This is a genomic window from Curtobacterium sp. VKM Ac-2884, from assembly GCF_015350945.1.
Classification (GTDB): Bacteria; Actinomycetota; Actinomycetes; order Actinomycetales; family Microbacteriaceae; genus Curtobacterium.
The window spans coordinates 356,339-369,051 of sequence record NZ_JADKSA010000003.1 but is presented as its reverse complement, the minus strand read 5'-3'; the positions used below and the strand labels follow the sequence as shown (position 1 = coordinate 369,051).

The 12,713-nt window shown below is 70.7% G+C and carries 9 protein-coding genes; 8 read left to right on the top strand and 1 reads right to left on the bottom strand.

What is annotated here, in order from left to right; translation table 11 throughout:
- Nucleotides 1-83 precede the first annotated feature (83 nt).
- The 6 genes from ITJ60_RS10075 (at nucleotide 84) to ITJ60_RS10050 (ending at nucleotide 7,908) form a co-directional block, all read left to right on the top strand.
- Nucleotides 84-1,763 carry a DUF885 domain-containing protein gene (locus tag ITJ60_RS10075; RefSeq protein ID WP_194647821.1) on the top strand — a complete coding sequence of 560 codons (1,680 nt, stop codon included), beginning with the start codon at nucleotides 84-86 and terminating at the stop codon, nucleotides 1,761-1,763.
- Between the two features lie 160 nt (nucleotides 1,764-1,923).
- A complete protein-coding gene (gene rpsA / locus ITJ60_RS10070) occupies nucleotides 1,924-3,402 on the top strand; it encodes a 30S ribosomal protein S1 (protein WP_111083948.1) in 1,479 nt (492 codons plus the stop codon).
- Nucleotides 3,403-3,493: 91 nt separating this feature from the next.
- On the top strand, nucleotides 3,494-4,096 hold the full coding sequence (gene coaE, locus ITJ60_RS10065; RefSeq protein ID WP_131920106.1) for a dephospho-CoA kinase: 603 nt from the start codon (nucleotides 3,494-3,496) through the stop codon (nucleotides 4,094-4,096).
- Nucleotides 4,093-5,136 carry a BPSS1187 family protein gene (locus tag ITJ60_RS10060; RefSeq protein ID WP_194647820.1) on the top strand — a complete coding sequence of 348 codons (1,044 nt, stop codon included), beginning with the start codon at nucleotides 4,093-4,095 and terminating at the stop codon, nucleotides 5,134-5,136. Before coaE ends, ITJ60_RS10060 begins: the two co-directional genes overlap by 4 nt.
- Before the next feature lie 22 nt (nucleotides 5,137-5,158).
- The gene (locus tag ITJ60_RS10055) at nucleotides 5,159-6,670 is read left to right on the top strand and encodes a class I adenylate-forming enzyme family protein (protein ID WP_194647819.1); all 1,512 of its coding nucleotides are present in this window, start codon (nucleotides 5,159-5,161) and stop codon (nucleotides 6,668-6,670) included.
- Complete coding sequence (locus ITJ60_RS10050) at nucleotides 6,667-7,908, top strand: acyltransferase (RefSeq protein ID WP_194647818.1); 1,242 nt, start codon at nucleotides 6,667-6,669, stop codon at nucleotides 7,906-7,908. Before ITJ60_RS10055 ends, ITJ60_RS10050 begins: the two co-directional genes overlap by 4 nt.
- A gap of 289 nt (nucleotides 7,909-8,197) precedes the next feature.
- On the opposite strand, the gene ITJ60_RS10045 is transcribed toward ITJ60_RS10050, so the two are convergent.
- Complete coding sequence (locus ITJ60_RS10045) at nucleotides 8,198-9,526, bottom strand: MFS transporter (RefSeq protein WP_194647817.1); 1,329 nt, start codon at nucleotides 9,524-9,526, stop codon at nucleotides 8,198-8,200.
- 193 nt (nucleotides 9,527-9,719) lie between these two features.
- On the opposite strand from ITJ60_RS10045, the gene uvrB reads away from it, so the two are divergent.
- Together uvrB and ITJ60_RS10035 are read left to right on the top strand one after the other, a co-directional pair.
- Nucleotides 9,720-11,792, top strand: a complete 2,073-nt coding sequence (gene uvrB / locus ITJ60_RS10040; protein WP_323749161.1) for an excinuclease ABC subunit UvrB — start codon at nucleotides 9,720-9,722, stop codon at nucleotides 11,790-11,792.
- Nucleotides 11,782-12,699 carry an SDR family NAD(P)-dependent oxidoreductase gene (locus tag ITJ60_RS10035; RefSeq protein ID WP_194647815.1) on the top strand — a complete coding sequence of 306 codons (918 nt, stop codon included), beginning with the start codon at nucleotides 11,782-11,784 and terminating at the stop codon, nucleotides 12,697-12,699. The genes uvrB and ITJ60_RS10035 overlap by 11 nt, the downstream gene beginning before the upstream one ends.
- Nucleotides 12,700-12,713: the final 14 nt, after the last annotated feature.

The window sequence follows — 12,713 nt, the reverse complement described above, 5'->3', positions numbered from 1 at the left end:
AGGCCCGGTGCCAGCTGGCACCGGGCCTCCCGTCCGATGCGCGCCCGGCCGACGGCGCCTGCCGACGTGGGTAGGGTCGGAGCATGAGCGAAGAGCGTCCCGTCCGCCAGCAGACCGCCGTCGACCACGTGGCCGAGGGATGGGTCGCCACCCTCGTCGACCTCGACCCGACGACGGCCACGTACATCGGTGTGCCGGGTCGCACCGGGGAGTACGGCGACACCTCGCCCGCCGGCGCGGCCGCCCTGGCCGACGCGGCACGGGCCGCGAAGCGCACGCTCGACGCCGCGGCCGCGGTGGACCCCGTCGACGAGGTCACGAAGGCGGACCTCGGCGCCGAACTCGACCTGGTGCAGGAGTCGTACGCGCGGAAGCTGCACCTCCGCGACCTCAACGTGATCGCGAGCCCGGCCCAGTCCGTCCGCGAGATCATCGACCTGATGCCGACGGCGACCGAGTCGGACTGGCACGACATCGCCAGCCGACTGCACGCGCTGCCGGACGCGCTCGAGGGCATCCGCGAGACCCTGCTCGAGGGCACGCGCGAGGACGTCACCCCGGCGAAGCGGCAGGTCGCCCTGCTCGCGGAGCAGGCCGCCCGCAACGGTGCCGAGGACGGCTTCTTCCGCCGGCTCGCCGAGGGTGCGGCGTTCGACGACGGCTCTCCCGTGCCGGACTCGCTCCGTGCCGACCTGACCCGCGGGGCCGCGGTCGCGTCGGCCGCGTACCGGAGCCTCGGGCAGTTCCTCGAGCACGAGCTGTTGCCGCTCGCCACCCCGGTCGACGCCGTCGGGCGCGAGGCCTACGAGCTGCACTCCCGCCGGTTCCTCGGTGCTGTCGTCGACCTCGACGAGACGTACGAGTGGGGCCTCGAGGAGCTCGCTCGCATGCGTGACGAGCAGGAGCGGATCGCGGACCGGATCGAGCCGGGTGCGAGCGTCGCCCGGGCCATCGAGGTGCTCGACACCGACCCGTCGCGGATCCTGCACGGCACGGACGCCCTGCAGCGCTGGATGCAGGAGACGAGCGACGCCTCCGTCGCGGCGATGGCCGGCACGTACTTCGACATCCCGGACCCGATCCGCCGGCTGGAGTGCCGCATCGCCCCGACGCAGGAGGGCGGCATCTACTACAGCGGGCCGTCCGACGACTTCTCGCGCGCTGGCCGGATGTGGTGGTCGGTGCCCGAGGGCGTCACCGAGTTCGGCACCTGGCGCGAGAAGACGACCGTCTACCACGAGGGCGTCCCCGGTCACCACCTGCAGATCAGCCAGGGCGTCTACAACCGCGGTGAACTGAACACGTGGCGCCGCCAGCTGTCCGGCTCGTCCGGACACGTCGAGGGCTGGGCGCTCTACGCCGAGCGCCTGATGGAGCAGCTCGGGTTCCTCGACGACGACGGCGACCGGCTGGGCATGCTCGACGGCCAGCGCATGCGTGCCGCCCGCGTGGTGCTCGACATCGGCGTGCACCTGCAGAAGACCAACCCGGACGGCGGCGGCTGGACGTGGGAGTACGCCCTCGACTTCATGCGCGAGAACGTCAACATGGACGACGCGTTCGTGCAGTTCGAGGTCGCACGGTACTTCGGGTGGCCCGGACAGGCGCCGTCGTACAAGGTGGGCCAGCGCGTGTGGGAGTCGATCCGCGACGAGGTGGCCGCCCGCGAAGGCGCCGACTTCGACCTGAAGTCGTTCCACCGTCGTGCGCTCGCCCTCGGCAGCATCGGTCTCGACACGCTGCGGAGCGCGCTGCTCGGCTGACGCGCGGGTGACACGCCCGGTTGTGGGGGCTCCGCCGGTGCGGTTAGACTTGTGCGGCGCAATCCGCGTCACACAACCAATCGCCACGGCGGTGCACCACGGGGGTCTCGACTCCTCGCCCGCCACGGCCCGACTCATGTCCGTTCGGAGCAATCTCTACATGACAACCACTACGACCAAGGCTCCTAAGCAGGTCGCCATCAACGACATCGGTTCGGCTGATGACTTCCTGGCCGAGGTCGAGAAGACCCTGAAGTTCTTCAACGACGGTGATCTCATCTCCGGCACCGTCGTGAAGATCGACCGCGACGAGGTCCTCCTCGACGTCGGTTACAAGACCGAGGGCGTCATCCCCTCGCGCGAGCTCTCGATCAAGCACGACGTCGACCCCAACGAGGTCGTCAAGGTCGGCGACGAGGTCGAGGCCCTGGTCCTCCAGAAGGAGGACAAGGAAGGCCGCCTCATCCTGTCCAAGAAGCGTGCGCAGTACGAGCGCGCATGGGGCGACGTCGAGAAGATCAAGGAGTCCGACGGCGTCGTGACCGGTACGGTCATCGAGGTCGTCAAGGGTGGCCTGATCGTCGACATCGGTCTCCGCGGCTTCCTCCCCGCCTCGCTCATCGAGCTCCGTCGCGTCCGCGACCTCACGCCGTACCTCGGCCAGGAGATCGAGGCGAAGATCCTCGAGCTCGACAAGAACCGCAACAACGTGGTCCTGTCGCGCCGTGCGCTCCTCGAGCAGACGCAGTCCGAGTCCCGGACCACGTTCCTCAACAACCTGCACAAGGGCCAGGTCCGCAAGGGCATCGTGTCCTCGATCGTCAACTTCGGTGCGTTCGTGGACCTCGGTGGCGTCGACGGTCTCGTCCACGTCTCCGAGCTCAGCTGGAAGCACATCGAGCACGCCAGCGAGGTCGTCGAGGTCGGTCAGGAAGTCACCGTCGAGATCCTCGAGGTCGACCTGGACCGTGAGCGCGTGTCGCTCTCGCTCAAGGCGACGCAGGAGGACCCGTGGCAGGTCTTCGCCCGCACCCACGCGATCGGTCAGATCGCACCGGGCAAGGTCACGAAGCTCGTCCCGTTCGGTGCCTTCGTCCGCGTTGCCGACGGCATCGAGGGCCTGGTGCACATCTCCGAGCTCTCGAACAAGCACGTCGAGCTCGCCGAGCAGGTCGTCTCGGTCAACGACGAGGTCTTCGTCAAGATCATCGACATCGACCTCGACCGTCGCCGCATCTCGCTCAGCCTCAAGCAGGCGAACGAGGGCGTGGACCCCGAGGGCACCGAGTTCGACCCGGCGCTCTACGGCATGCCGACCGAGTACGACGACAAGGGTGACTACAAGTACCCGGACGGCTTCGACCCGGAGACGAACGAGTGGCTCGAGGGCTACGACACCCAGCGCACCGAGTGGGAGGGCCAGTACGCGGCCGCCCAGGGTCGTTGGGAAGCCCACAAGGCGCAGGTCGCGAAGACCATCGCCGACGAGGAAAAGGGTGGCTTCGACCTCCCGGCCGGCGCTTCGACGTCGTCCGCTTCCTCTTCGTCGTCGTTCTCGAGCGAGACCGGTGGTGCAAGCCCCCTCGCCGACGACGCTTCGCTGGCGGCGCTCCGCGAGAAGCTCAGCTCGACCAACTGATCGAGCGAGTCGCACTGACCGGAAGCCCGGCATCCCCCAGGGGGTGCCGGGCTTCCGGCGATTCCACGCTGCGGGTCGTTAGCCTGTCGCAGTGCGCATCATCGGTCTCACGGGCGGCATCGCCGCGGGCAAGTCGACGGTCTCCAAGCGGTGGGCGGAGCACGGCGGCATCGTCGTCGACGCCGACCGGCTGGCACGGGACGCCGTCGCACCCGGCAGCCCCGGGCTCGCGCAGGTCGCCGAGCGGTTCGGCTCCTCGGTGATCGCGGCCGACGGCTCGCTCGATCGTCCAGCGCTCGGCGCGATCGTGTTCTCCGACCCGGCGGCACGCAAGGACCTCGAGGCGATCACCCACCCCGAGGTCTGGCGGCTCGCCCAGCGTGCCTTCGACGCGGCCGAGGCCGCCGACCCGGACGCCGTCGTCGTGTACGACGTGCCGCTGCTCGCCGAGGCCCGCGGATCCCGCCCGCTCCGGTTCGATGCGGTCGTGGTGGTCGACGCCCCCGCCGCGCAGCGCATCGAGCGGCTGGTCGAACACCGTGCGATGGCCCGCGACGAGGCCGAGCGCCGAGTCGCCGCACAGGCGAGCGACGCCGACCGTCTCGCCCTCGCCGACCACGTCGTCGACGCGACGGGCACACTCGACCAGACGATCCGGTCGGCCGACGAGGTGTGGTCGCGGATCACCTCGTGAAGCACCGGCTGCTGCTCGTCCTCGCCGCGATCGTGCTCGTCGCGATCGGCGGCGGAGCGCTGTTCGCGGCGAACCTCCTCGGTGCGCAGCGCATCGAGGACGACGGACGCGTCCCGACGATCGACCGCTCGCACGCCGCCGCGCCGCAATCGGGCGACGAGCGCGGACCCGAGGGGGAGTTCCACCGGTTCCGGCTCGGCACCGTGGGCGGCGAACGGCTCACCCCGAACCGCGACGACTTCGCCGCCCGCACCTCGGCCGGCGGCCCCCTGCTGCTGTTCCTGCCCGCGACGCGGTCGCGGCCGGCGGAGTACCAGCGGTTCCTCGGACAGGCCCTCGCCGACGGCTACCACGTGCTCGGGCTGGACTACTGGAACCTCGGACGCACCCTGTCCGGCACGTGCGAGGCCGACGCACGCTGCTACGGCATGGTGCAGCGCAACCGGTTCGACGGCACCCGCCAGTCCGAGTTCAGTTCGGTGACGCCCGCCGGGTCGATCGTGTCGCGCTTCCGTGACGCGGTGGCCTACCTCGACGACCACGACCCCGACGGCGGGTGGGGCCGCTTCGTGCAGGGCGACGACGACATCGCCTGGCAGGACATCGTCGTGGCCGGACACTCCCAGGGCGGCGGCGAGGCGGCGTACATCGCGCACATCCGGTCGGTGCGCGGCGCGCTGATGTTCTCGTCGCCCGTCGAGTCACGCGGTCCGTCGCACGCTGCCTGGATGAACCGTCCCGGCAAGACCCCCGTCGCCCGGATGTACGCCGTCGACGACGTCCGCGACGCCTTCGGCCCGCGGATCACCGGGTCGTGGCGGATCCTCGGGCTCGACGGCGTCGACGGCCCCTTCCGGACGGACACCGATCCACCGCCCGCCGGCGCGGACCCGCACGCGATCCTGACCGACGTCCGGGGCCGGGGGAAGGCGCACTCGTTCATCATCAAGGACTCCACGCCGCTCGGACCGGACGGGGACCCCCGGATGACCGCGCTCTGGCAGTGGATGCTGCACCGGTTCCCCTCTGACGGCTCATAGGGTCGCGCAATAGCCTCTGCTGGTGCAGCCCGTCGACGGAGAACCCGACCTGCGCTCGCTCATCCGCGACCGCGCGGCGGAGAGCCCCGAGCGCCCCTACCTGGAGGACGCCCGTTCCGCGCGCGTCCTGACCTACCGAGCACTCGAGGACGCCGTGACCGCCTGGTCCGCGACGTTCGATGCGATCGGCGTGCCCGCCTCCGGAGTCGTCCTCGTCGACGTCGGCGACCCCCTCGCGTTCGCCGTGGTGCACCTGACCGCCGTGGCGACCGGGCGCCGTGCCGTCCCGGTCGACACCGGACAACCGGCGACCGAGCCGGCCCGTCTCGCCGACCTGATCGGCGGGGCCTCGATCGTGGTGTCGGACCGCGCCGTGGACGGGACCGTCCCCGGGGTGCCCGCCAGCGGGATCGACGCGGCCACGTTCCTCCCGGCCGCCGTCCGTGACGGTGACGTGCCCACGCAGAGTCCGGACGCACCGGGCGAGGGCTCCGTGGTGCTCTTCACCTCCGGGTCGACCGGCGCTCCGAAGGGCGTCGAGCTGCCGGAGTCGCAACTGCTGTTCGTCGCGCGGGCGGTCGCGCGGCACAACGCGTTGACCGGCCGCGACCGCGGGTTCAACTCGCTGCCGTTGTTCCACGTCAACGCCGAGGTCGTCGGCCTGCTGGCGACGCTCGTCGCCGGGGCGACGCTCGTGCTCGACGTGCGCTTCCGGCGGACCGGGTTCTGGGAACTGCTCGCCGAGCGGCGCATCACCTGGCTGAACGCGGTGCCGGCGATCCTCGCCGTGCTCGCGAAGACCGGGCCGTTGGACTTCCCGGAGGGCCTCCGGTTCGTCCGGAGCGCTTCGGCACCGCTGCCGGACCCGGTGCGCACGGCACTCGGTGACGTCCCGCTCGTCGTGAGCTGGGGGATGACCGAAGGTGCGTCGCAGATCACCGCGACACCGCTGGACGCGCCTGCTCGCCCCGGGACCGTCGGCGTGCCCGTCGGGTCCGAGGTGCAGGCACGCGACGAGGACGGCGCAGCCCTGCCCGCCGACGAGGTCGGTGCGCTGTGGGTGCGCGGCCCGGGGATCGTCGGGCGCTACCTGTTCGGGCGCGCTCCCGACCGCTTCGACGCCGACGGCTGGCTGAGCACGGGAGATGTGGGGTCCGTCGCTGCGGACGGCTGGGTCTCGCTCGCCGGACGCTCAGACGACGTCATCAACCGTGGCGGCGAGAAGGTCTACCCCTCCGAGGTCGAGGACGTCCTGCTCGGCGATCCCCGGGTGCTCGAGGCCGTCGTGGTCGGGCGGCCGGACGACGTGCTCGGGGCCGTCCCGGTGGCGTACGTGATCCTGCAGCAGGGCGAAGCCGACGAAGCCGACGAAGCCGACGCCGCCGTGCTCGTCGCCGACCTGACCGCGCGCGCCGAGGCCCACCTGACCCGCTTCCGCCGCCCCGTCGAGATCATCGTGGTCCCCGACCTGCCGCGCGCGCCCACCGGCAAGGTGCAGCGGGCGAAGGTGCGGACGATGGCGCAGCCGTCGTGACCGGCGCCCAGCCGCAGGCCCAGCCGCAGCCACAGCCACAGCCGCAGCCGCAGCCGCAGCCGCAGCCGCAGCCGCAGCCACAGCCACAGGTCCAGACCCCGACCCGCACCGCGGCGGGCAAGCCACGCCACCTGTACGAGGTCGACGTCCTGCGGATCCTGACCTTCGCCTGCGTCATCGGCGTGCACACCACCAGCCACACCGCCGCGTCCGACGACGTCGGCCTGAACGCGCTGCTCGCCCTGCTGCACTTCACCCGGCTCGTCTTCTTCTCGCTGACGGCCTTCGTGCTCGTCTACAGCTACACGCTGCGACCGCGGCCGATGGCGCAGTTCTGGCCCAAGCGGTTCCTGCTCGTCGGGGTGCCGTACCTGGCGTGGTCGTTCGTGTACGTCGGCTCGAGCTGGCTCCTCAGCAGCACCCGTCGGGGCGACGTGCCCGACCTGGTGCGCACGCTCGCCGAGGGCATCGTCACCGGCTCGTCCTGGTACCACCTGTACTTCCTGCTCGTGACCATGCAGGTGTACCTGCTGCTGCCGGTCATCGTGCGGCTGGTCCGGAAGACCCGCGGGCACCACGTCACGACGCTCGTCGTGGCGCTGGTGGTGCAGCTCGTCGTCTTCGCCGGGTACAAGTACTTCCCGGCGAGCGACGCCTGGCTGCACGGGTACCAGAAGCAGTTCTTCTTCTCGTACGTGTTCTTCATCGTCTCCGGGGCGATCGCCGCCGACCACGCTGACGCGTTCCTCCGGTTCATCCGGGTGCACCGCCGGGCCGTGCTCTGGGCGTTCGCCGGCGTCGGCGCGCTGACGCTCGGCGTCTGGGCACTCCAGGTCGCCCTCGGCCAGTCGCTCTACGCCGCCGGGACGCCGCTGCAACCGATCGAGGCCGTGTGGAGCACCGCGGTCTTCGTCGGCTTCCTGGCGATCGGTGCGCGCTGGGCGGACCGTCGGCGCCCCGGCAGCCCGGTCGCGCGCTTCGTCGACTACGCCTCGGACCGGTCGTTCGGGATCTTCCTGAGCCACCCGTTCCTCATCTGGCTCCTGCTGTACGGCGACAGCTGGCTCGAGGCCGTGGTGCCGCGGCCGTGGCTGACGCTCGTCACGTACCTGCTCGTGGTGGTGCTGTCCGTGGCGGTCACCGAGGCGTTCCGGTGGACCCCGCTGAGCGTGCCGCTCACCGGCCGGCCGTCGCTCGCGTCCCGCGCCCAGCGTCGGGCGCGCAGCCCGCAGCGCTGACCCGCGCATTCCGGGCGTCCCTGGTCGGCTCACCCGACCAGGGACGCCCGTTCCTGCTCGCTGTGCGCGGCGGTGGACGCGCTGCGCGGCGGTGGACGCGCTGCGCGGCGGACGGGAGGCGCGGGTCGGCCTGGACCCGGGCCTCCCGTCCGGCGGTCGGGGACCACCAGGGCCCGCGCACGTCCGGTGGGTCCCGTTGCGGACAGCGGAATCGGGCGTACCTGGTCGTTCCTTTCGACCAGGTACGCCCGATTCGGCACGGCGTGCCGCTGACAGTGCGCGTCGCGGGTCAGGGGGCGCGCTGCTCGGCGGCGGGGGTGCCGACCTCGAGGACGCCGTTCGTCGACGTGAGCCGCTGCGGCTTCATGAACCACGCGACGACCGCCGCGGCGCCGAGCAGCACGCACGACAGGGCGAACGGCAGCTGCCAGCCGGACGCGTCGATGAGCAGCCCGAAGACGATCGGGGAGACCACGCCGGCGATGCCGAAGCCGGTGTTCATGAAGCCGGACGCGGTGCCGGACCACTGCGGGGCGACGTCCATCGGGATCGCCCAGAGGTTCGCGTTGCAGAGCTCCAGGAAGAAGAACGACAGCGCGAGCGAGATCGTCGCGACGAGCAGGCCCTGCCCGATGACGAGCGGGATGAGGCAGACGAGCGAGCCACCGAGTCCGATCACCAGGACGGTCCGGCGGGCGTTCCGGGTGTTGCCGCCGCGGTGGATGATCCGGTCGCTGAGCATGCCGCCGACCGTGTCCCCGACGACGCCGGCGAGCAGGATGAGCGTGGTGAACAGCGCGAAGTCGCCGATCTCGAGTCCGTAGGTCGAGCTGAGGAACGTCGGCAGCCACGTGAGGAACACCCAGAGGGTCCAGCCGTAGCCGAAGTCGACGAAGGTCACCGGCAGGATCTGCCGCGCCATCTGCCACCACGGCACCGGCGGACGGGTCGCACGCGTCTCGACGGGCGGGAGCTCGTCGATCTCCACCTGCGTGATGCCCTTCGTGGACTCGGGCTTGTCGCGGAACCAGACGAACCAGACGATGCCCCAGGCGAAGGACAGGACCGCCGTGGCGAAGAACGCCCACCGCCAGCTGCCCGTCGAGCCGATCACCCAGGCGACGAGCAGCGGGGCCAACGCGTTGCCGAGCCGGGCCGCGGAGTGCACGACGCCCTGCGCGAAGCCGTTGCGGTCGCGGGGGATCCAGCGGGTCATGGCCTGGGTCGCGGTCGGGAACGCCGCGGCCTCGCTGAGCCCGAGGAGCGCCCGGGCCGCGAACAGGGTCCAGAAGCCGACGGCGAAGCCGGTCCACAGTGTCGCGACGCCCCACACCACGGTGATGACGAAGAGGGCCTTGCGCGGTCCGAACTTCTCGCTGATCGTGCCGCCGAAGACCTGCAGCAGCGCGTACGGCAGCGAGAACGCGGACACGATCAGGCCCGCGGTGGCCTCGTTGAAGCCGAACTCCTCGGTGATGTGCGGCAGCGCCGTCGAGATGTTCGTCCGGTCGATGTACGAGATCGCGTACATGCAGCAGAGCAGGAGGAGCACTCGTCCGCGGATGCGACCGCGGAACGGGGTGCCCTTCGTCGGTGCGGCGGGGGTCGCCGTCGTCATGGTGCCTCTTCGGGTGTGGCTCGTGCTGGCTCGTCGGGGACGTGCGGAGCGATCGGGTTGCTGAACGGACCGGACGCTATGCCCGCTGGTTATCAGCGGACTTGGAGGCTGCTTGGCGAGGACGATACGCCGAGGGCGAGCAGGGGCGCCGGTGTCAGGGGTGCCGACTACCGTTGAGGGCATGGGTGTTGCGATCGAACCGACCCGAGCGGTACGTCCGTTCGAGGTCATCAGCGAGTACACGCCGAGTGGCGACCAGCCAGCGGCCATCGCCGAGCTCGCCGGGCGCATCAACGCCGGTGAGACCGACGTCGTCCTGCTCGGTGCGACCGGTACGGGCAAGTCGGCGACGACCGCGTGGCTCATCGAGCAGGTGCAGCGGCCGACGCTCGTGCTCGCGCACAACAAGACCCTCGCCGCGCAGTTGGCGAACGAGTTCCGCAGTCTGATGCCGAACAACGCGGTCGAGTACTTCGTGTCGTACTACGACTACTACCAGCCCGAGGCGTACGTCCCGCAGACGGACACCTTCATCGAGAAGGACTCCTCGGTCAACGCCGAGGTCGAGCGGCTCCGGCACTCGACGACCAACTCGCTGCTCAGCCGGCGCGACGTCGTCGTGGTGTCGACGGTGTCCTGCATCTACGGTCTCGGCACACCCGAGCAGTACATGAACGCCTCGGTGGCACTGCACGTCGGGCAGACGATCTCGCGCGACCAGCTCGTGCGCAAGTTCGTCTCGATGCAGTACCAGCGCAACGACGTCGACTTCGCCCGCGGTACCTTCCGCGTGCGCGGCGACACCATCGAGATCATCCCGATGTACGAAGAGCACGCCATCCGGATCGAGATGTTCGGCGACGAGGTCGAAGCGCTCTCCTCCCTGCACCCGCTGACCGGCAACGTGATCAACGACCTGCCCGCCGTCTCGATCTTCCCGGCGTCGCACTACGTCGCCGACACCGACGTCATGCACCGCGCCATCGTCGACATCAAGGCGGAGCTCGCCGAGCGCCTGGCCGAGCTCGAGGGACAGGGCAAGCTGCTCGAGGCCCAGCGGCTCCGCATGCGCACCACGTTCGACATCGAGATGATGGAGCAGATCGGCTTCTGCTCGGGCATCGAGAACTACTCGCGGCACATGGACGGCCGCGTCGCGGGCGAGGCGCCGCACTGCCTCATCGACTACTTCCCCGACGACTTCCTCATCGTCATCGACGAGTCGCACGTCACCGTGCCGCAGATCGGCGCGATGTACGAAGGCGACGCCTCGCGCAAGCGCACCCTGGTCGACCACGGGTTCCGGCTGCCGAGCGCGCTCGACAACCGTCCGCTGCGGTTCGAGGAGTTCCTCGACCGCGTCGGGCAGAAGGTCTTCCTGTCGGCGACGCCCGGTCGGTACGAGCTCGGCATCACGGACAGCGTCGTCGAGCAGATCATCCGCCCGACCGGCCTGGTCGACCCCGAGATCGTGGTGAAGCCGAGCGACGGCCAGATCGACGACCTGCTCGAGGAGATCAAGCAGCGCGTCGACAAGGACGAGCGCGTGCTCGTCACGACCCTGACGAAGCGCATGGCGGAAGAACTGACCGACTTCCTCGGCAACGCCGGTGTGCGGGTGCGGTACCTGCACTCCGACGTCGACACCCTGAAGCGCGTCGAACTGCTGACCGAACTGCGGCAGGGCGTCTACGACGTGCTCGTCGGCATCAACCTGCTGCGAGAAGGCCTCGACCTGCCCGAGGTGTCCCTGGTGGCCATCCTCGACGCCGACAAGGAAGGCTTCCTGCGGTCGTCCACGTCGCTCATCCAGACGATCGGTCGCGCGGCCCGCAACGTGTCGGGCCAGGTGCTCATGTACGCCGACAAGATGACCGACTCGATGAAGACCGCGATCGAGGAGACCGATCGTCGTCGCGAGAAGCAGGTCGCGTACAACCTGGAGCGCGGCATCGACCCGCAGCCGCTCCGCAAGAAGATCGCCGACATCACCGAGGTGCTGCAGCGCGAGAACGACGACACCAAGGCGCTGCTGCAGGGTCGTCCCGGCGCCGACGGTCGCCGCTCGCCCACGCCCAACCTGAAGCGCGGCGGCATCGCGGGCGAGGGTGCGACCCACCTCGAGGCGACGATCGGCGACCTCAACGACCAGATGCTGCAGGCGGCGGCGGAGCTGAAGTTCGAACTCGCCGCGCGACTCCGCGACGAGGTGCAGGACCTGAAGAAGGCGCTGCGGCAGATGGAGTCGGCCGGGCATGTCAGCTGACGGTCGCCGCACGGTCGTCGTCACCGGGGCGAGCGCGGGGCTCGGGTACCACGCGGCCGAGCAGCTCGCCGCGTCGGGGCACCGGGTCGTCCTCGCCACCCGCGACCGCGGTCGGGCCGCAGCGGCGGAACGGAGCATCCGCCGGCACGTGGACGGAGCCTCGTTGGCGCACGTGCACCTCGACCTCGCCGACCTCGACTCCGTCCGTGCCGCCGCCGACGAGCTCGCGGCCCTCGAACCGGACGGCGTCGACGCGATCGTGAACAACGCCGGTGTCGTCGGGGCCTCGACCCCGAGCACCACTGCACAGGGCACCGAGCTGCAGATCGGCACGAACCACCTGGGGCACTTCGCCTGGACGGCGCTGACGACGCCGCTGCTCGAACGGCGCAGCGGCCGCGTCGTGCACCTCGGGTCGATCGCGCACCGGTGGGCCCGTCTCGACACGGGCGACCCGTTCCGCGTCGGCCACTACTCCAGTTACCGGCAGTACGGCCGCAGCAAGCTCGCGGTGATGCTGTTCGGCTTCGAACTCGCCCAGCGGTTGGCGGATGCGGGCTCGTCCGTCGCCAGCGTGGTCGCGCACCCCGGGCTGTCGCTCGACGCGCTCTCGCCGGAGCGCCCGGACGTCGCACCGTCGCGCCCGGAGCCCGCGTGGACCCGGCCGGCGCAGCGGCTGTACGCCCAGGGCAAGGACGCCGGTGCCGAGCCCCTCGTGCACGCTGCGGTCGCCGCGGACGTGCGCTCGGGGGAGTACTGGGGCCCGGCCGGGTGGATGCAGCTGCGCGGACCCGCAGCCGTGGTCCGTGCCGAGCCGCGCGCACACGACCGGATCGCCGCCGCTCGGCTCTGGACGGCCAGCGAGCGTCGTTCCGGGGTCGCGTTCGCTCTCGACGCACTCGTCTGACACCGACTCGCGGG

What these genes read in the sequence shown, in the direction of transcription:
- ITJ60_RS10075 (WP_194647821.1), top strand. Translation starts at nt 84, where the DNA reads ATGAGCGAAGAGCGTCCCGTCCGCCAGCAGACCGCCGTCGACCACGTG.
- rpsA (WP_111083948.1), top strand. Translation starts at nt 1,924, where the DNA reads ATGACAACCACTACGACCAAGGCTCCTAAGCAGGTCGCCATCAACGAC.
- ITJ60_RS10045 (WP_194647817.1), bottom strand. Translation starts at nt 9,526, where the DNA reads ATGACGACGGCGACCCCCGCCGCACCGACGAAGGGCACCCCGTTCCGC.
- ITJ60_RS10035 (WP_194647815.1), top strand. Translation starts at nt 11,782, where the DNA reads ATGTCAGCTGACGGTCGCCGCACGGTCGTCGTCACCGGGGCGAGCGCG.